This window comes from Niveispirillum sp. GW835-FHT14G11 (assembly GCF_058793615.1).
Genome location: NZ_JBXAFZ010000012.1, coordinates 92158 through 110967, shown reverse-complemented (window position 1 = coordinate 110967; position 18810 = coordinate 92158). Strand labels below are relative to the sequence as shown.

Here is an 18810-nt window from a genome sequence, read left to right as displayed (position 1 = left end):
GGATAGTCCCCATGAGCATCCGCAATCACGACATCGCGGCCCTGCGCCGCCTGGACGTCGCGCACCATCTGCCGGCCCAGCAGGATTACAGGCTGATCCGCGACATGGGCGGCAGCCGCATCATCACCAGAGCAGAGGGTGCGACCATCATCGATGGCGACGGCAACCGCATCCTGGATGCCATGGCCGGCCTGTGGTGCGTGCAGGTGGGCTATGGTCGCGAGGAACTGGCCCGTGCCGCCTATGACCAGATGCGCGAGCTGCCCTACTACAACAGCTTTTTCAAGACCGTCCCGGTGCCCACCGTGGAACTGGCTGCCCGCCTGGCCGGCCTGCTGGGACCCGGCCTGCCGCACATCTTCTTCAACAATTCCGGGTCGGAGGCGATCGACACCATCATCCGCCTGGTCCGCCATTACTGGACCGTGAAGGGGGAGCCGGCCCGCCAGATCATCATCGCCCGCGACAACGCCTATCACGGCTCCACCATCGCCGGGGTCAGCCTGGGCGGCATGGGGCCGATGCGGGCCCAGGGCGGGCCGCTGCTGCCGGGCTTCAGCCACATCATGCAGCCCTATGCCTTCAATGAAGGGTTCGGGGAGGATGAAGAGGCGTTCTGCGCCCGCGCCGTGAACGCGCTGGAAGCCCGCATCCTGGAACTGGGGCCGGAGAATGTCGCCGCCTTCATCGGGGAGCCGGTGCAGGGTGCCGGCGGCGTCATCATTCCGCCCGCCGATTACTGGCCGCGCATCGAGGCCGTGTGCCGCAAATACGGCATCCTGCTGGTCTGTGACGAGGTGATCTGCGGTTTCGGCCGGCTGGGCAGCTGGTTCGGTTTCCAGCATTACGGCGTGTCGCCCGACATCGTGTCCATGGCCAAGGGCCTGTCGTCCGGCTATGTCCCCATCTCCGCCGTGGGTGTGGCCGGGCATATCGTGGAGACGCTGCGCGAAGCCGGTGGCGCCTTCATCCATGGCTACACCTATTCCGGTCACCCCACCGCCGCCGCCGTCTCCCTGGCCAATATCGACATTATCGAGCGCGAGGGGCTGGTGGAGCGCACCCGTGACGAGACCGGGCCCTATCTGGCCATGGCGTTGCAGCGGCTGGCGGGCCATCCGCTGGTGGGGGAGGTGCGGTCCATCGGCCTGCTGGGGGCGGTGGAGATCGTGGCCGAAAAAGGCACCAACCGCCGCTTCGGCGGCAAGGAGGGCAAGGCCGGCCCCATCCTGCGCGACATCTGCATCGATAAGGGCGTCATGGTGCGTGCCGTGCGCGACACGGCAGTGATGAGCCCTCCTTTGACCGTGACGCTGGCCGAGATCGACCGCATCGTCGCGGTAATCGGCGAGGCGCTGGAGGCAGGGGCCGGGGCGCTGGCGGAAATCGAGCCAGCTTGAGCCCACATGGTGACCTGAAGTCACCAATCCTGGCCCCATTGGCATCTGTTTGCGCAGCGCAATATCGCGTCATCATCCGGGTCGAAAGAGATGTCCGTGGCCGCCTGGGCCGAACGCGACGTCCCGCCAATAACAAATTCTGAACAGGGGTATCCTCATGACTGTCATCGACAGAAACCTGTCGCGCGGCCGGCTGTTGCGGGCCACCTCCCTGGCGGCACTCTTCGCCGCCACCTCCGCACCCGTTGCCGCGCAGACCGTGGCCACCGCGTCCGACGGGCAGCGCGTGCTGCTGGAAGAAATCATCGTCACGGCCAACCGCCGGGCGGAGCGGCTGCTGGACGTGCCGGCCTCCATCGCTGCCTATAGCCAGGAGAAGATGGACGATCAGGGTGTGCGCCAGGTCGAGGATATCACCCGCCTGACGCCCGGCCTGAACTTCACCCGCCAGAATTATTTCAGCGGGTCGAACACCAACATCTCCATCCGTGGCATCCAGTCCAACGATGGGGCGGCCACCACCGGCATCTATATCGATGACGTGCCCATCCAGGTCCGGGCCCTGGGCTTCTCCTCGGCCAATGTCTATCCCAAGATCTTCGACCTGGAACGGGTGGAGGTGCTGCGCGGGCCGCAGGGTACGCTGTTCGGGGCCGGGGCGGAGGGTGGTGCCGTCCGCTTCATCACCGGACAGCCCGACCTGGATGACATGCATCTCTATGGCCGTGCCGAACTGGGTTTCACCAAGGACGGTGCCCCCAGCTATGAGGCCGGTGCCGCCGTCAGCACGCCGGTGACCGAGGGCAAGCTGGCCTTCCGCGGTTCGGCCTGGTACCGCCGCGATGGCGGCTGGGTCGACCGCATGAACCCGGAGACCAATGCCCGCGCCGACAAGGATGCCAACAGCCAGGACAGCAAGGCTGCCAAACTCGCCCTGACCTGGGCGCCGAACGAGATGCTGCGCATCACGCCGGCACTTTACTACCAGGACATCGATATTGATGACACGACCGGCTATTGGGAAAGCCTGTCGAGCCCCGGCGACGGTGTGTTTCGCACCGGCTATGCCCTGGCCCAGCCGCAGCATGACCGCTACTACCTGCCGTCGCTGACCATCAATGCCGATTTCGGTGCCCTTTCCCTGACCTCTGTCACGGCCTATTTCGACCGTGACCAGGACGAGGTGCGCGATTACACCAATTTCGACAGCGAGATCGCCATTTCCGGCGCCTACGTCACCCTGCCGGGCCAGAAGGCGCCGGGCTTCTTCGGGGAACGCCAAAAGAATTTCAGCCAGGAGGTCCGGCTGCAATCGAACGAAGGCGACGGGAAGCTGACCTGGGTCGTGGGCGGCTTCTATAGCCATGAGAAGCAGCAATCGACGCAGGTGAACCAGGACAGCTATATCGACCAGCTGATCCGCAATGCCACGGGTGGTGCCTTCAATGTCGCGTCCTGGTTCGGGGCACCCATGCTGCCGGGCGACTATCTCTATGACAGCACGACGCGGTCTAAAACGGAACAGATCGCCGGTTTCGGCCAGATCGATTACGCCTTCACCGAGAAGCTGAAGGCCACCATCGGCCTGCGCGTGGCGCATCTGAAGATCAGCCACGCCCAGGATGCCGCCGGCCCCTTCGTGGGCGGCACGCTGCAAAGCCAGGGCTCCACCTCCGAAACCCCGGTGACGCCGAAATTCGGCCTCACCTATCAGGTGGATCCCGATATCATGGTCTATGCCTCGGCATCCAAGGGCTTCCGGGCCGGCGGGGCGCAGACAGCAGTGCCGCCCAGCTTCTGCGGTACCGATCTGGCCAGCCTGGGCATGACCGCGTCCCCCACCTCCTATGACAGCGACAGCGTCTGGTCCTATGAGGCCGGCACCAAGGGCACCCTGTTCGGTGGCCGCGCCACGGCGGAGGCCAGCGGCTATTACATTGAATGGAAGAATGTGCAGCGGTCGGTCTGGCTGCCGACCTGCGGATCCAGCTTCATCAACAATTCCGGCTCCATCACCTCGCAGGGGTTCGATCTGTCCCTTCAGGGGCGGGTGACGGATGATCTCAGCCTGGGCGTGGTGCTGGGCTATAATGATGCCAGCTTCGACCAGACGGTGCTGGGCGGGGCGGGGGCCGTGCTGGCGGAGAAGGGGGAGGCCGCTTTCGACGGGCCGCGCTTCACCCTGACGGTGACGGGCCAGTATGATTTCATCGTCGCCGGTGACCGCGACGCCTATGCAAGGGCCGATTACACCTTCTCCAGCAAGGCGCCGCTGGACAATCCCAATGTCTATTCCTACGACCCGGTGCTGACCAATGCGCCTGTCGTCAATCAGGTGAATGTCCGGGTGGGTGTGAAGTTCGACGGGCTGGACCTTTCCGTCTTCGCCAACAACCTGACCAACAGCCACCCGGAACTGGGCCGTTTCCACCATTTCTACGGCTCACCCCTGACCACCAACGCCACCTTGCGGCCGCGCACGGTAGGGGTCACAGGGACCTACCGGTATTAATTGAGTGGGGCTGGCGCTTGCCGGCCCCATCCTCACTCCACCGGCACCTCGTCCGCACCGTCCAGGTTGTCGACGCATGTCGGGCGCATCACCAGATACAGCACGACGATGCCGGCCAGCAGGCCGACGGCCAGGGCCGGTGCCCGCCAGTCGCCCGTGACCAGGCGGTTGCAGAACATCAGCGCGCAGATGATGGCCCCGCCGATGGGCACGAAGGACGGCACCTCGAACGCGCCCTTGGCCTCTCCCGGACGGCGCTTCAGCACCAGCAGCGCGATGTTGACGACGGTGAATACCGCCAGCAGCAGCAGCACGGTGGCCGATGCCAGCTGCGCGATATCACCCGACAGCATCAGGGCCGTGACGATGACCAGCAAGGCTGCGATGGCCACATGCGGCGTGCGCCGCCTTGCATGCACCCGGCACAGCGGCCGGGGCAACAGCTCCAGCTTGGCCATGCCATAGGCCAGGCGTGAGGCCATGATATAGTTCAGCAGCGCGGTGTTGGACACGGCGAAGACGGTAATGACCACGAAGACGGCACCGGGGATCCAGGGGGCGGCACGGTTCACCACCTCCACCAGCGGACCGGACGCCGTCGCCAGTTCCTGCCAGGGCACGACGGAGACCGCCGTGACGGCCACGGCCAGATAGATGATGGTGGCGGCCACCATGGCGATGATGATGGCCCAGGGCAGGGTGCGCTGCGGGTCCTTCACCTCCTCGGCCACGTTGAACGTGTCCTCGAACCCGATGAAGCTGAAGAAGGTCAGCACGGCCCCTTGCAGGATCATCGCGGCATCGATGCCGCCCGTCGATGGCGGCACCTCCAGCAGGTCCACCCCACCCCAATAGGGCAGGCCGACGGCGATGACAATCAGCAGGCCGCCCGCCTCCATCGCCGTGCAGGCCATGTTGACCCACATGCTTTCCTTGATGCCGCGATAGACGATGCCGGCGATCAGCAGCAGGAAGCCCAAAGCCAGCGGCAGCACGGGCACCCCGTCGAACAAAGGCAGGCGGGTCAGCGTCTCCGCCACCACCCGGCTCTGCGTGGCGACCGACGTCAGGCCCGACGCCATCACCGTCAGCCCCACCAGATATGTCAGCAGCGGCAGCCCATAGGCGCGCTGGGTGACATAGGCGGCACCGCCGGCGCGCGGATAGCGCGACCCGAGCGAGGCATAGGACAGGCCGGTCAGCAACGCGGCGACCATGGAGACCAGGAAGGCCAGCCAGACGGCGTTGCCCATCTCCCCCGCCGCCTTGCCGATTAGTCCGTAGATGCCGGCGCCCAGCATGCTGCCCAGGCCATAAAGCGCCAGTTGCGGAAGGTTGACGTTGCGCGCCAGGGTCGGTTCGCGCTGCGTCTGATCCGTCATTCAATGCCTCCTGCTGCCCCGCCGCCGGAAATCGCGGCCCCCGACGCCAATCTAGCGTGAAGGGTTGGCATTAACCAGTTCGGCGACGAGCCTTTCCGCCTTCTTTTGCTTGGATATTTTGGCCTTGGCCTGATGCGCCTCGGCCTGCTGCACCGCGTCGGCCTGTGGATCAATATCGCTGAAGGAGGGCGCATGGATCAAGATTGCGGCCGCCAGGGCCGATGCGACGATGGCGGCGATGCAAGATTGGCCGCAGATGCCGTCCTTCCTTTCGTGGGTGGACATGGTGTCTCTCCCGAGGTGACGATAAGCGGGGCCATGATGGCACCCCTCTCCTTCACAACGTATCGGGGGGCACAAAGGTTGCGGCCACATACGGGGGGACTCGTGACAACGCTATGGCCGAAAACAAAAAGACCGGCTTCGACATTGTCGAAGCCGGTCTTTTTGAATGGTCGGAGTAAGAGGATTCGAACCTCCGGCCTCTGCCTCCCGAAAGCAGCGCTCTACCAGGCTGAGCTATACTCCGTCACATATTCCGCAACCCGCGCCGCAGGGCGTCGTTTGCGTGGGCGGCTGTATAGCGTCATCGAAGGGACCATGCAAGCACTAGATCGCACTTTGCTGTCTCTGCCGCCCCGCATGGCAGCCGCGCGCCCGTCAGCCTGTCTTGTGGATATGAAAAGGGCCGGGTGGTGTCCCATCCCGGCCCTTTTCAACGACGTCTCGACGGGGGATCAGTAGTCCCGGTCCACAACGAATTCCAGCACATCCAGCAGGGCGCGCTTCACCGGGCCGGCCGGGAACAGGCCCAGGGCGTCACGGGCGACCGACGCGTAATGGCGGGCGCGTTCCACGCTGTCGCGCAGCGCATTGTGGCTGTTCATCAGGGCGATGGCCTCTTCCAGGTCGCCTTCCCCCTGGTCCAGATCCTCCATGGTCCGGCGCCAGAAAGTGCGTTCCGCGTCGTCGCCACGGCGGAAGGCCAGGACGATGGGCAGGGTGATCTTGCCCTCGCGGAAATCATCGCCGATGCTCTTGCCCAGCCGTGCCTGGGCTGCGGAGTAATCCAGCACGTCGTCGACAAGCTGAAAGGCGATGCCCAGGTTGAGGCCGTAGGAGCGCAGCGCCTCCTCCTCCGCCGCTGAACGGCCGGCCACGACGGCGCCGATGCGGCAGGCGGCGGCGAACAGCTCCGCGGTCTTGGCCTTGATCACCTCCAGATAGGCTTCCTCGCTCGTCTCCGTGTCGTTGGAGGTCATGAGCTGAAGCACCTCGCCCTCGGCGATCACGGCGGATGCGTTGGACAGGATGCGCAGCACGTCCAGCGACCCCGCCTCCACCATCACCTGGAAGGCGCGGGAGAACAGGAAATCGCCGACCAGCACCGACGACTTGTTGCCATAGACGGCATTGGCGCTGGCCTGGCCGCGGCGCAGGTCGCTTTCATCCACCACATCGTCATGCAGCAGCGTGGCCGTATGGATGAATTCCACACAGGCCGCCAGTGGTTTGTGCGTCTCTCCGGTATAGCCGCACATCTTGGCGGCGGCCAGCGTCAGCACGGGGCGCAGGCGCTTGCCGCCGTTGGCGATCAGGTAACCGGCCAGCTGCGGGATCAGCGCGACCGGCGATTGCATCCGGTTGACGATGATCTCGTTCACGTCGGCCAGATCCTGGGCCACCAGGGCCACAAGAGTGTCGAGCGCGTTGGTTTCCGGCTTCCGGCGCTTGGGATCGAGGGTGGTCACGGTGGCCACGGGTCAAGGCTCCATCGCGAGAAGACGGCAAAAGACGACAAGCCCGGTTGACGGGCCTGGGGATCGCGGGGGAGCATAGCGGGGAAGGCTGCCGGGTCAAGGCCCTGCCGCGTCCGCGTGCGGCATGTCCGCCTTGAAACTCCATGGGATGGATGCCCGCATGCAGCCGCTGATCCGCAGCAACGATCCGGTCGAACTCAGTTTCGCGCAGTCGGTTCTGGCCGATGCCGGCATCCTGTCCATGCTTTTGGACCAGCACATGGCGGTGCTGGAGGGCAGCATCGGGGCGATTCCCCGCCGACTTTGCGTGGCGGATGAAGATTTGGTGACGGCGCGTGAACTGCTGCGCGCGGCCGGGCTGACGGTGACGGCGTGACCGGCGGCATTGATATCGATCGCACGCCTCTGTTGGGGGGGCGCGTCACTTTGTTCCAGCCGGTAAAGGGCTATCGTGCCGCCATCGACCCGGTGCTGCTGGCGGCATCGGTGCCGGCCGTGGCGGGAGAGGCGGTGCTGGAGCTGGGCTGCGGCACGGGGGCGGCCTTGCTGTGCCTGGCGGCGCGGGTACCGGGCCTTGCCGTCGCCGGGCTTGAGATCCAGCCGCTGGCCGCCGATCTGGCCCGGCAGGGGGCGGTGGCCAGCGGGCTGGCGGACCGGGTGGCGGTACTGGGGGGCGATGTGGCGGCCCCGCCGGCGGACCTGCGGATGAATGGCTTCGACCATGTCTTTTCCAACCCGCCCTTCTGGCCGGCCGGCCGGCACACACCCTCGGCCAGCGGTCACAAGGCGGTCAGCCATGGGGAGGGGGTGGGTGATCTGCAGGGGTTTGTGCGGACGGCGCTTCGGCTGTTGAAAAGCCGGGGGCGTCTGACCCTGATCTATCCGGCCGAACGGCTGGACCATCTGCTGTCGCTGCTGATGGGGCGTTTCGGGGATATACGCCTGCTGCCGCTATGGCCGCGCGCGGGTGTGCCGGCCAAGCGGGTGATCGTCACGGCCCGGCGGGATGCGAAGGGGCCGCTGCTGCTGCTGCCGGGGCTGGTCCTGCATGGCGACGGGCAGGGATATACGCCGCAGGTGGAGGCGATCCTGCGCGACGGCGCGGCGCTGGACGTGTGAACGCTCAGTAATGAAGTGCGTATTTGGCCAGGACGTGGTCGGCGGTGCCGTCGTCGCGCAGACTTTGCAGGGCACTGCGCAGGGTCGCGACCAGGGTTGGGTCGCAGTCGCGTGAACAGCCCAGCTGGATCTGGTCGATAATGACCGGATCACCGATGATCAACGCCTCCTGCCGTCCCTCCCGCTGCCAGCGCCAGCGGATCTGCTGGGTGCCGCTGTACCAGCCATCGACCCGACCGCTGGCCAGCATCTCCGCCTCGCGCGTGCCCAGCGGCGTGGTGACGATCAGCTCGGCCGGATAACTCATATCGCGCAACTGCTGGTCCTGGGCGCTGCCGGCCCCGACCACCAGGATGCGGCGTTCGGCGCGGGCCTGCTCCAGGCTGTCGATGCGGTATTTCAGGCTGGCAATGGACCGTTCGATACGGCAGATCGGGGCGATCCAGGTGAATTTGTCGGCCCGTGACGGCAACATGGTCAGGGGCGCGATCAGCATATCCTTGCCGCCGGTCACCATTTCCTGCGCGCGGCGCCAGGGGAGAAAGCTGACATTGGGCTTCAGGCCGGCGCGCTCCACCGCCGCCAACACCAGGGCCAGCACGGCCCCGGGCTCATCGGCATCGTCCATGGCCATGGGCGGCGTCTGCACCGCCATCAGGTCGATGGTCGGCGGCTCTGCACGCGCATAAAGGACCACAAGATTCACCGACAACAGGCCGCAGAATGCCGCCAATACATATATCAATAGTCGGGTTGTGGATCGGACGTTCGTCATAGAAGACAAGTTGCACTCGACCGGCTGTCCGGTCAAATCCTCAGGCGAATCTTTCGTATGGGGTGGGGCTACCGGAGCGGGACCATCGCCCCCATCTGTCCTTCACGTTACCCCGTTGGAGGATGTTACCGCCCATGATGCGCCGCTTCAGGAAATTCACCGGCCTGCCGGTTTCTCCGCTGGTGTCGGTGCTGCGCCTGTCGGGACCAATCGGCATGGGGCGGCGGGGATTGTCGCTGGAAACGCTGGCCGATGACATCGACCGGGCCTTCGCGCCGCGCGATCAGGCGGCCGTGGCCTTGTCCATTAATTCCCCCGGCGGGTCGCCCGTGCAGTCGGCCCTGATCGCCCGGCGCATCCGGGCGCTGGCGGCGGAGAAATCCGTGCCCGTCCTGGCCTTTGTGGAGGATGTGGCGGCCAGTGGCGGCTACTGGCTGGCGGCGGCGGCTGACGAGATCACGGCAGACGAATGTTCCATCGTCGGGTCGATCGGCGTGGTGTCCGCCGGGTTCGGCTTCACCGGCCTGATCGACAAGCTGGGCGTGGACCGGCGTGTCCATACGGCCGGCACGTCGAAGGGGATGCTGGACCCGTTCCAGGCCGAAAAGCCCGACGAGGTGGCGCATCTGAAAGGGCTGCAGGCCGACATGCATGCGGCGTTCAAGCAATGGGTGCGCGAACGCCGCGGCCCCCGCCTGACGGCGCCGGAGAATGAGTTGTTCGAAGGGGCGTTCTGGACCGGGCGCCGGTCGCTGGAACTGGGGCTGGTGGACCGGCTGGGCGACCTGCGCGGCACGCTGCGGGAGCGGTTCGGGTCCGAGGTGCAGATCCGCATGGTCAACCCGCCGCGCCGGCCGGGCCTGGGCCGGCTGATCGGGCTGGATGCTCGCACCATGGCGGAAGGCGTGACGGACACCCTGGCCGAGCGCGCCGCGTTCGCGCGGTTCGGCCTGTGATTTCGCTTGCCCATCCCGTCGGCTTGACCCAATTTTGGCGCCCATGATCTCCTTGTCGAAAATCATCACCCTGGTCGGCCTGCTGGCCATCGTCTGGTTCGCCTTCCGCCTGCTGGGCAAGATCCAGCGCCAGCGGGAGGAGGCTTTGCGCCGCAATGGCGGGGCCCAGGCCAATCCCAAGGGGACCACCAAGGCGGGCGGGCGAAAGTCCCCGGCCGTGGACGCGCAGGACATGGCGAAATGCCCCGTCTGCGGCGTCTATACAGCGGCCGGCAGCGGCCGGTGCGGCACGCCGGGCTGTCCAGGGTAGGGGGATATTTCCGATTAAACCCCAAGTGTCTGCACACGCTGCTTGACGATAAGGGTGGAGCACAGCAACCATTCCGTCAGTGTGGAGAGCTACGGAGGGCATGTTGGAGGTTCTTCTGTGGCTGGCCGTCTTCGCTCTGTTGTTCGTTGCCATCGCCAAGGCGGCGCGTGCCCAGAGTGAGGTTGAAGAACTGCGGCAGCAATTGGCGGCGGTGAGCTTGGCCGTCGCCGATCTTCGGGCACGTGCCGCAATGCCCCAGGAGGCAACTGCTCCCGTTATCATTGCGCCACCGCCATTTGAGCCGGCACCGACGCATGGCACGATGGCCGTGCCGGCCCCACCGCAGGTGGCGGAACCTGAGCCTTCGGTTCCGCTCATGACGGAAACAGTCATGGCCGATCCCGCAGAGGGTGCCATTGAGACGGTCGCTGGCATGGCGCAGGGGCCGCTGCCGTCCGATCCAAGCTTCGAACAGACGTTCGCCACCCGTTGGCTGGTTTGGTTGGGCGGTGTTACCATAGCCCTGGCCGGCATCTTCCTCGCGAAGTACGCGGTGGAGGCGGGATTGCTAGGGCCTGCGGCGCGTATGATATTGGCGACGCTGGCAGGCTCTGCCATGATCGGCGCCGGGGAGTGGCTGCGGCGTCGCCCGATGGCGAGAGCCGTCGTGCGCCTCAGGCCGGACCAAGTGCCCTTGGCACTGACCGCAGCCGGACTGGCGGTCATTTTCGCTGCGATCTATGCCAGCTTCGCCCTGCACAGCCTGATCGGGCCCGGCGTGGCCTTCGCGCTGCTGGCTGCCCTGTGCGGTGGTGCCCTGGCACTTGCCTTTCCGCAGGGGCCGTTCGTTGGCTTGCTGGGCGTGGCTGCGGGCATGCTGCTGCCGCTTTTGATCCCCAGCGAGGATCCGTCGCTGGGCGGCTTGGTCGGGTGGGTGCTGGTGCTCTATGCGGCGACGCTGGCCGTCGCCTGGAGGATCGGCACGCCGTGGCTGCTGTTCGTGGCGGTTGGCGGCTATGCGCTTTGGGGCTTCCTGCTCATGCTCGTGGTGCCGGGAGCACCCTTGAAGGCTTGGTGGGCCTTGTTGCATCTGCTGGGAGGACCCGGCTTGTTGCTCGCCATGCGACAATTGGAATGGCCCGATCGTATGCCGCTTCAAGCAGCCCAGGCCATCGCCGCCGTCCTGGCGTGTTGCTTCGCCCTGGCCATGGCGCCTTCCTATATGGGCAGTCCGGCCCGCTGGATCGCGGTGGTGCTCACTTACATGATATCGGTCCATCTTTCCCGCGACGATTACTCGCGTGAGTGGCTGGCGCTGGTCGGCGCCGCGCTGGCCTTGCTGGCGGAGCTGTTCTATGTGGACAGCCTTCCGCCTGGGGGGATGGACATCTATGGCTTCATCGCCCTGACCGGCATCTGCCTTCTCCATCTGGGCGTGGGCGCCGCTGCGGCCACCAACCCTGCTGGTGGCCGTCCGTTGTTGATGACGGCGGCCGGCGCGGCTCCCGCTATCACCCTGCTCACGTTCGCGATGTTCCGGATGCGCGAAGGGAGCGGGGGAATGGACCCTTTGCTTAGTTTGGCCTTGGTGGTCATCGGTGCCGTCGCCCTATTCCTGACCCGCTCCGTTTATCGGCAATTGCTGGAAGAGCATATCGAAGGGGAAGAGCTGGGCCGAACAGTAAGCCCCTTTGCCTTCCTGACCATGCTGGCTGCTGCGCTGTTGGCCTGGATATGGCTCTCGGGTCCGCTGCTGACCCTGGTCCTCGCCGGACTGGTGGTTGTCGCGGCGATATGGGGCCGCTCTGATCCCTTGCCGGGCCTACGGTGGGCGACAGGAGCTCTTTGCAGTTGTGTGCTGCTGCGGTTTCTGGTCAATCCGGCCGCGCTCGACTATGCGCTGGTCCCGCCAGTGCATTGGCCCCTTTGGGCCATGGGGGGTGCCGCTGCCCTGATTTTCGCCGCCGCGCGCCTTTCCGCCGGCACGGTACGGGACAAGGTTGGCCAGGGGATGGAGGCGACAGCTTTCACCCTGCTTATGGTCGGCCTGACGCTGGAGCTGAAGGCTTGGACCGACGGCACGCTGCGCGGCGACAGTATGGACTTGTTCGAGACATCGTTGCGCAGTTTGGTCTGGCTCGGCGGTGCCGTTGCCGTCGCCTATCGGGGAGAATTCCTGGGCAGTCGCAGAGCGGCCCTGGTCTGGTCAGGCCTGCTGATCGTCCTGGCAACGGGGCAGATCATCATGGTGCAGGTTCTCTGGGCCAATCCCGCTTTCACCTGGCATCCCGCCGCCGGGTGGGCCCTGGCCGTGCAACTCACCCTGGCCTACTTGCTTCCCGTACCCTTGCTGCTGGCGGGCGCCCGCCGTCCGCCGTTGCCCGCATTCCGGCCGGCGATGGAACTTGTGGCCCTGCTGCTGCTGTCGCTCTATCTGCCGCTGGTCACGAAGGTGATGATCGACGACACGATACAGGATCCGTGGCTCGACCTTCTGGAGACCGGGCTGCGCGGCGTGATCTGGTTTGCGTTGGCCGTGGTGGTGAAGCGCTGGGGTGGTCGCTTCCTCGCTCATCAGACGGTGGAGGTGGCTGCAAAATTCCTGCTGTCGCTGAGTGTTGTCCATGCCGTTGTGGTGACCGGCATTCTTTGCAACCCGGTGACGCCGTTTGTCTACCCCTGGGGGCCGGCGCCGGTTATCGTGCAGCTACTCCTTTGTTATCTGGCGCCGGCGGTTCTGCTGCTGTTGGTGCCGGGCCGGGGAAGGGCAACGCGCTTCCTGTCCTTCCTGTCATTCATCGCCTTCGTGACGATGGTCATCCGCCATGTCTTCCATGGCGAAGAGATGGCTCGTGTGGCGGGGCTGCCGGCCGCTGAACTGTACACTTACTCCGGGGCCGGAATCGTGACGGCCGCGGTGCTGCTGGTGACGGGTTTGGTGCGGCGGCAGGCGGACCTGCGATTGGCCGGGTTGGGCTTGCTGCTGGTGACCGTGGTCAAGGTGTTCCTCTGGGACATGGAAAGCTTGGAAGGGGTTTTGCGCATCCTGTCCTTCCTCGGTTTGGGCCTATCGCTGATCGCGGTGGGCGCGCTATATCGTAAGACCATGCCGGGTCTGCCGCATGAGGTGCGGGCGTAAGCTTGAACCGTGGGTGATCTGGGGCCATGCAATCCGCCCCCTATGCGCCCGCACGGGGAAACGATAAGATGCGCGCATCATGACGCACGCCACCGAAACGAACGCCGGCCATACTGATATCAGGGCCGGTGGTTGGATCGACCGCTACCTGCCGGTGGCGTGGCGTCCCTATACGCGGCTGGCCCGGCTGGACCGGCCCATCGGCACCTGGCTGCTGCTGCTGCCTTGCTGGTGGTCCATTGCCCTGGCCGCACCCGCTGGCGGCTGGCCGGACCTGTGGTTGATGGCCCTGTTCGGCATCGGCGCCGTGGTCATGCGCGGTGCCGGCTGCACCATCAATGATATCCTGGACCGCCACCTGGACGCCCGGGTGGAGCGCACCAAGGTCCGCCCCATCCCCAGCGGCCAGGTCAGCGTGAAGCGCGCTGTCGCCTTCCTGGTGGCGCAGTTGCTGGTCGGGTTGGTCATCTTGCTGCAGCTGAATGGATTCGCGATTGCGCTGGGGGTGGCGTCGCTGCTGCTGGTCGGTGCGTATCCCCTGATGAAGCGGATCACCTGGTGGCCGCAAGCCTTCCTGGGTCTGACCTTCAACTGGGGGGCGCTGCTGGGGTGGGCTGCGGTGCGCGGTGACCTCGGCTGGCAGCCGGTCCTGCTCTATGCCGGCGGCATCCTGTGGACGCTCGGCTATGACACGATCTATGCCCACCAGGACCGTGACGATGATGCCCATGTCGGCATCAAGTCCACAGCCCTGCTGTTCGGCAATGATTCGCGGCGCTGGGTCGGTGGCTTTTATGCCGGGGCCTTTGTGTTGTGGTTGCTGGCGCTGGAGCCGACGGGCATGTTCTGGGGCATCGCCGTGCCATTGCTGGTGACCGGCACCCTGATGGTCATGCAGGTGCGGGGCTGGGACATCAACGATCCGGCCGACAGCTTGGCGCAGTTCAAGGCTGCGCGCTTTGTCGGCATGGCGCTGCTGGTCGCCATCATCATCGGCATCGCCAGTCTGCCGCCCGCCCCGCATGGCGGCGGTGGTTTCGCGCCCGGTGGCAGCCGCGGCCTGCCCAAACCCTATATGCAGCAGCCGATGCTGAAACTGGCCGATCTTGATCTTGCCCCCAACCCCAGCCTGCCCTGATCCCACCGCCTTCATCCGCGCCCATACCGCGCCGGCACCCGTGCCGTTGCACCCCGATGTCATGCTGTGGCAGGCGACGGAGATCACGCCCATCTGGCACGCGACGGCCGACTGGCTGGAGGCCAACGGCGTGCCGCCGCCCTTCTGGGCCTTTCCCTGGGCCGGCGGACAGGCGGTGGCGCGACTGATCGCCGATGATCCGGCGCTGGTGGCCGGGAAAAGAATTGTCGATTTCGCGGCCGGTTCCGGCCTGATCGCCATTGCAGCGATGAAGGCGGGGGCTGCCGGTGTCACAGCCCTGGATATCGATCCTTTTGCGGCGGCGGCCACGCAATTGAATGCGGCCCTGAATGGCGTTGCGGTGACGTCGGTTAGCGAGGACTGGATCGGCCGGCCGCTGCCGGGCGTGGATGTCCTGCTGGCCGGCGACGTCTGCTATGAACGGTCCTTTGCCGAGGCTGCCCTGGCCTGGTTTCGCGATCTGGCGCAGGCCGGGGTGACCGTACTGGTGGGGGATCCGGGCCGGGCCTACCTGCCGTCGCAGGGGCTCGTGAAGTTTGCCACCCATGACGTGCCGACCAGCCTGGAACTGGAGGACAAGCCGGTCCGACGCACCGACGTCTGGCGCGTGCTGGCCCGCTGATGTCAACCCGCTGATATCAATGAGTGCCGGACCTGGCCGCCGGGCTTTGTTCCAGGGAGCGGACGATATGGCTGGCCAGCAGGTCCACCGCCTTCGACGGGGCACCGGGCCGCCGGTGCAGGGCGATCTCCATATCGGTCAGGTCGGGCAGGCCCAGGCTGGCATCCACCACCTGGAACCCCGCCGCCAGCATGTCGCGCGACAGGATGGTGACGCCCAGGCCGGCGCTGACGGCGGCCTGAATGCCGGCCAGGCTGGGGCTGGTATAGGTGATGCGCCAATGGATGGCTGATCGATCCAGCGCCTCCAGCGCGCGACGGCGATAAAGGTCGGGTAAGGGTGCCAGCACCAGCGGCACCGGCTGGTCCGGCGACAGCAGCAGCCGGGGAGAGGCCGCCCAGACCAGCGGTTCGCGCCAGACCCGCAACCCGTCGCCGGGACCCTGTGGTTCCCGCTTGCACAGGATCAGGTCGAAATCACCCTGGGCGAAACCGTCCAGCAGGTTGGCCGTGAAGTCGCACCGCACCTCCAGCGCCACCTGCGGATGGGCGCGGGCGAAACGGAACAGGATGTCCGGCAGGTGGGTGGTGGCGAAGTCCTCCGGCGTGCCCAGGCGGACCGTACCCCCCACCTCCGGCTCCATCAGCGCCGCGCTGGCTTCGCCGGCCAGACTGAGAAGCCGGCGGGCATAGGTCAGCAATCGCTCTCCCTCCGCCGTCATCTCGAACGACTTTCCGTCCCGCTGGAACAACCGGCGGCCCAGCCCCTCTTCCAGCCGCTTCACCTGCAGGCTGACCGTGGATTGGGTCCGGCCCAGCCGTTCGGCGGCGCGTGTCACGCCCCCCGCCTCCACGATGGTGACGAAACTGCGCAGCAGGTCCAGATCGAAGGGCGGCAGGGGGACGGGCATGAGGCTTATCCAAGCAGGGTCCGGCAGACCATTAGGTAAAGCGGAATGCCGACCAGGATGTTGAAGGGAAAGGTCACGGCCAGCGACAAGGGCAGCGACAGGCCCGGATCGGCGTCCGGCAAGGCATGGCGCAGGGCGGCCGGAACCGCAATGTAGGAGGCGGAGGCGCAAAGCGTTACCAGCAACGTCGCGTCACCCAGCCCCAACCCCAGCGGCAGGGCGGCCGACAGCCCGATCGCCGCGCCCAGCAGAGGCATGACCAGCCCGAAACCCAGCAGCCGCAGGTTCAGGGCCGCCGCCTGGCGCATGCGGCTGGCCGCCAGATGGCCCATGTCCAACAGGAACAGGCACAGCGCCCCATCCCAGGGTGCCACGAACAGGCCCGACAGCTTGGCTAGGCCCGGCGTGCCAATGGCCAGACCCACCAGCAGCGATCCGGCCAGTAGCAGGATCGATCCGTTGAACGCGGCCTCCCGCAGGGCCGATGACAGGCCCCCGCCACCGCCCATGCTCATGGCCATGGTGCCGTTCCCCTGCCCGGTTCCGTCGCGGGCCAGCATGCCGACGTGGCCGGAAAGCAGCAGGCCGGTGATGATGGCCGGCGCCTCCATGATGGCCAGTGCTGCCACCATGTGGCCGCCGAAACTGATCCCCTGTGCCTCCAGCAGCTTTGTCGCCGTCACGAAGGTGACCAGGCTGACCGATCCATAATGGGCGGCGATGGCGGCGGCGTTGACACGATCCAGCCCCACCGGCCCGCGCAGCAGCGCAAAGGCCAGGGCCGGCATGGCGAAGCTGATCATCGCTGCGGTCAGCAGCAGCGGCAGCACCGCCGCCATGGAGGCGCCGGCCAGCGCCACCCCGCCCTTCAAACCGATGGCGACCAGGAGATAGGCCGCCAGCGCCTTGCCGAACCCGTCCGGAAAGGGAAGACGGGCGCCGGCCAGCGCCATCAGGGCGCCCAGGCCGAAAAACAGGATCGGCGCCGACAATAATGCATCCATCTCTCAATCTCTCCCACGACGTGACCGGCGCGGACCATAGGGAGGGGAATTCATCCTGTGAAATTGATATATTTTCCGATTTTGATTGAAAAAATCAATGATTTAGGAAGTCACGCCGCGACGGGCTGTCCGCTTGACCCGGCGGCCCTTGCCACCGATGTTACCGCCCAACCTCATACCGGAACCTCCGAAGGCGCCATCATGCCCTATGCCTCGCTCCGCGACTTCATCGCCCGCCTGGAACAGGAGGGGCGGCTGGTGCGCGTGACGGAGCCTGTCTCCACTGAACTGGAGATGACGGAGATCCATACCCGCCTGCTGGCGGAGAAGGGGCCGGCCGTGCTGTTCGAGAATGTGATCAAGGCGGATGGTACGAAAAGCGCCATGCCCGTGCTGATCAACCTGTTCGGCACGGTGGAGCGGGTGGCCTGGGGCATGGACCGGGAACCGCATGAGTTGCGTCAGGTGGGGGAGACGCTGGCCTTCCTGAAGCAGCCGGAGCCGCCCAGAGGGTTGCGTGAGGCCTTTGCCATGCTGCCGCTGGCCCGCCAAGTCATGGCCATGCGGCCGGGGTCGGTCTCGAAGGCGCCGTGTCAGGAGGTGGTGCTGACCGGCGATGATATCGACCTGTCGATCCTGCCCATCCAGTCCTGCTGGCCGGGGGAACCGGCGCCGCTGATCACCTGGCCGCTGATCGTCACCAAGGGGCCCAGCGAGGCGCGGGAGGATAATTTCAACCTGGGCATCTATCGCATGCAGATGCTGGGCAAGAACAAGACCATCATGCGTTGGCTGAAGCATCGCGGCGGGGCGCAGCATCATCAGCGTTGGAAACAATCGGGCAAGCGTGATCCGCTGCCGGCCGCCGCCGTGCTGGGTGCCGATCCCGGCACCATCCTGGCCGCCGTGACGCCGGTGCCGGAGACCCTGTCCGAATATCAGTTCGCCGGCCTGCTGCGCGGGAAGAAGGTCGATCTGGTCGATTGCAAGACGGTGCCGCTGAAGGTGCCGGCAACGGCGGAGATCGTGCTGGAGGGCTATGTCAGCCTGGACGAATATGCCGATGAGGGGCCGTATGGTGACCATACCGGCTATTACAACTCGGTCGAGCCGTTCCCGGTGTTCACCATCACGGCCATTACCATGCGCCGCGACCCGATCTATCTGTCCACCTTCACCGGCCGCCCGCCGGACGAGCCCAGCGTGCTGGGCGAGGCGCTGAACGAGGTGTTCATCCCGCTGTTGCAGCAGCAATTCCCGGAGATCGTGGATTTCTGGTTGCCGCCGGAGGGCTGTTCCTACCGGATCGCGGTCGTGTCGATGAAGAAGGCCTATCCCGGCCATGCCAAGCGCGTGATGATGGGCGTCTGGTCCTTCCTGCGGCAGTTCATGTACACGAAATGGGTCATCGTGGTCGATGACGACATCAATGCGCGCGACTGGAAGGATGTGATGTGGGCCGTCAGCACCCGCATGGACCCGGTGCGCGACATCACCATGATCGAGGGCACGCCCATCGACTATCTGGATTTCGCCAGCCCGGAAAGCGGCCTGGGCGGCAAGGTCGGCATGGACGCCACCAACAAGCTTCCGCCCGAAACGCATCGTGAATGGGGCGAGAAACTCTATATGGACCAGGGCGTGGTGGACAAGGTCAGCGCCATGTGGGGCCGTCTGGGCCTGCCGGGGTCGGGCAAACCGATCTGGAAATAAAAGCGGCACGGATGGAACCGTAGGTCAGGTCGAGGGGCGGAGCGCCGAG

At 65.9% G+C, this 18810-nt stretch carries 16 protein-coding genes and 1 tRNA gene; 10 read left to right on the top strand and 7 right to left on the bottom strand.

Translation table 11 applies throughout. The annotated features are described in order from the left end of the window. Positions 1 to 11 precede the first annotated feature (11 nt). A complete protein-coding gene (locus AC1Q7F_RS21670; RefSeq protein ID WP_492510619.1) occupies positions 12 to 1400 on the top strand; it encodes an aminotransferase in 1389 nt (462 codons plus the stop codon). 157 nt (positions 1401 to 1557) lie between these two features. Next, complete coding sequence (locus tag AC1Q7F_RS21665) at positions 1558 to 3912, top strand: TonB-dependent receptor (RefSeq protein WP_492510618.1); 2355 nt, start codon at positions 1558 to 1560, stop codon at positions 3910 to 3912. 32 nt (positions 3913 to 3944) lie between these two features. On the opposite strand, the gene AC1Q7F_RS21660 is transcribed toward AC1Q7F_RS21665, so the two are convergent. The 4 genes from AC1Q7F_RS21660 to AC1Q7F_RS21645 form a co-directional block, all read right to left on the bottom strand. Then, positions 3945 to 5294, bottom strand: coding sequence for an APC family permease (locus AC1Q7F_RS21660; RefSeq protein ID WP_492510617.1), 1350 nt, complete (start codon positions 5292 to 5294; stop codon positions 3945 to 3947). A gap of 51 nt (positions 5295 to 5345) precedes the next feature. Beyond that, positions 5346 to 5579: a hypothetical protein gene (locus AC1Q7F_RS21655; protein ID WP_492510616.1), complete on the bottom strand. Its 234-nt coding sequence runs from the start codon at positions 5577 to 5579 to the stop codon at positions 5346 to 5348. A gap of 167 nt (positions 5580 to 5746) precedes the next feature. Beyond that, positions 5747 to 5823 (bottom strand) — tRNA-Pro (locus AC1Q7F_RS21650). A 208-nt stretch (positions 5824 to 6031) separates the two neighbouring features. Further along, positions 6032 to 7054, bottom strand: a complete 1023-nt coding sequence (locus AC1Q7F_RS21645; RefSeq protein ID WP_492510615.1) for a polyprenyl synthetase family protein — start codon at positions 7052 to 7054, stop codon at positions 6032 to 6034. A gap of 160 nt (positions 7055 to 7214) precedes the next feature. Between AC1Q7F_RS21645 and AC1Q7F_RS21640 the strand changes: the two genes are divergently transcribed. Next, positions 7215 to 7430: a putative signal transducing protein gene (locus tag AC1Q7F_RS21640; protein WP_492510614.1), complete on the top strand. Its 216-nt coding sequence runs from the start codon at positions 7215 to 7217 to the stop codon at positions 7428 to 7430. Beyond that, positions 7427 to 8173: a tRNA1(Val) (adenine(37)-N6)-methyltransferase gene (locus AC1Q7F_RS21635; protein WP_492510613.1), complete on the top strand. Its 747-nt coding sequence runs from the start codon at positions 7427 to 7429 to the stop codon at positions 8171 to 8173. The genes AC1Q7F_RS21640 and AC1Q7F_RS21635 overlap by 4 nt, the downstream gene beginning before the upstream one ends. A gap of 4 nt (positions 8174 to 8177) precedes the next feature. Here the strand turns inward: AC1Q7F_RS21635 and AC1Q7F_RS21630 are convergent, their stop codons facing one another. Next, on the bottom strand, positions 8178 to 8879 hold the full coding sequence (locus AC1Q7F_RS21630) for a substrate-binding periplasmic protein (protein ID WP_492510800.1): 702 nt from the start codon (positions 8877 to 8879) through the stop codon (positions 8178 to 8180). Positions 8880 to 9082: 203 nt separating this feature from the next. Between AC1Q7F_RS21630 and AC1Q7F_RS21625 the strand changes: the two genes are divergently transcribed. The 5 genes from AC1Q7F_RS21625 to AC1Q7F_RS21605 all read left to right on the top strand — a co-directional run bounded on the left by AC1Q7F_RS21625 (position 9083) and on the right by AC1Q7F_RS21605 (position 15134). Beyond that, complete coding sequence (locus AC1Q7F_RS21625) at positions 9083 to 9904, top strand: S49 family peptidase (RefSeq protein ID WP_492510612.1); 822 nt, start codon at positions 9083 to 9085, stop codon at positions 9902 to 9904. A 52-nt stretch (positions 9905 to 9956) separates the two neighbouring features. Further along, positions 9957 to 10214, top strand: coding sequence for a hypothetical protein (locus AC1Q7F_RS21620; RefSeq protein ID WP_492510611.1), 258 nt, complete (start codon positions 9957 to 9959; stop codon positions 10212 to 10214). A 103-nt stretch (positions 10215 to 10317) separates the two neighbouring features. Then, the gene (locus tag AC1Q7F_RS21615; RefSeq protein WP_492510610.1) at positions 10318 to 13353 is read left to right on the top strand and encodes a DUF2339 domain-containing protein; all 3036 of its coding nucleotides are present in this window, start codon (positions 10318 to 10320) and stop codon (positions 13351 to 13353) included. Between the two features lie 79 nt (positions 13354 to 13432). Further along, a complete protein-coding gene (gene ubiA / locus AC1Q7F_RS21610; protein WP_492510609.1) occupies positions 13433 to 14491 on the top strand; it encodes a 4-hydroxybenzoate octaprenyltransferase in 1059 nt (352 codons plus the stop codon). Next, positions 14460 to 15134, top strand: coding sequence for a class I SAM-dependent methyltransferase (locus tag AC1Q7F_RS21605; RefSeq protein WP_492510608.1), 675 nt, complete (start codon positions 14460 to 14462; stop codon positions 15132 to 15134). Before ubiA ends, AC1Q7F_RS21605 begins: the two co-directional genes overlap by 32 nt. Before the next feature lie 16 nt (positions 15135 to 15150). Here AC1Q7F_RS21605 and AC1Q7F_RS21600 read toward each other — a convergent pair whose 3' ends face one another. Further along, on the bottom strand, positions 15151 to 16044 hold the full coding sequence (locus tag AC1Q7F_RS21600) for a LysR substrate-binding domain-containing protein (protein ID WP_492510607.1): 894 nt from the start codon (positions 16042 to 16044) through the stop codon (positions 15151 to 15153). A gap of 5 nt (positions 16045 to 16049) precedes the next feature. After that, positions 16050 to 17048, bottom strand: coding sequence for a sodium-dependent bicarbonate transport family permease (locus tag AC1Q7F_RS21595; RefSeq protein ID WP_492510606.1), 999 nt, complete (start codon positions 17046 to 17048; stop codon positions 16050 to 16052). A 201-nt stretch (positions 17049 to 17249) separates the two neighbouring features. On the opposite strand from AC1Q7F_RS21595, the gene AC1Q7F_RS21590 reads away from it, so the two are divergent. Next, positions 17250 to 18761, top strand: coding sequence for a UbiD family decarboxylase (locus AC1Q7F_RS21590; protein WP_492510605.1), 1512 nt, complete (start codon positions 17250 to 17252; stop codon positions 18759 to 18761). The last annotated feature ends 49 nt before the right edge of the window (positions 18762 to 18810 follow it).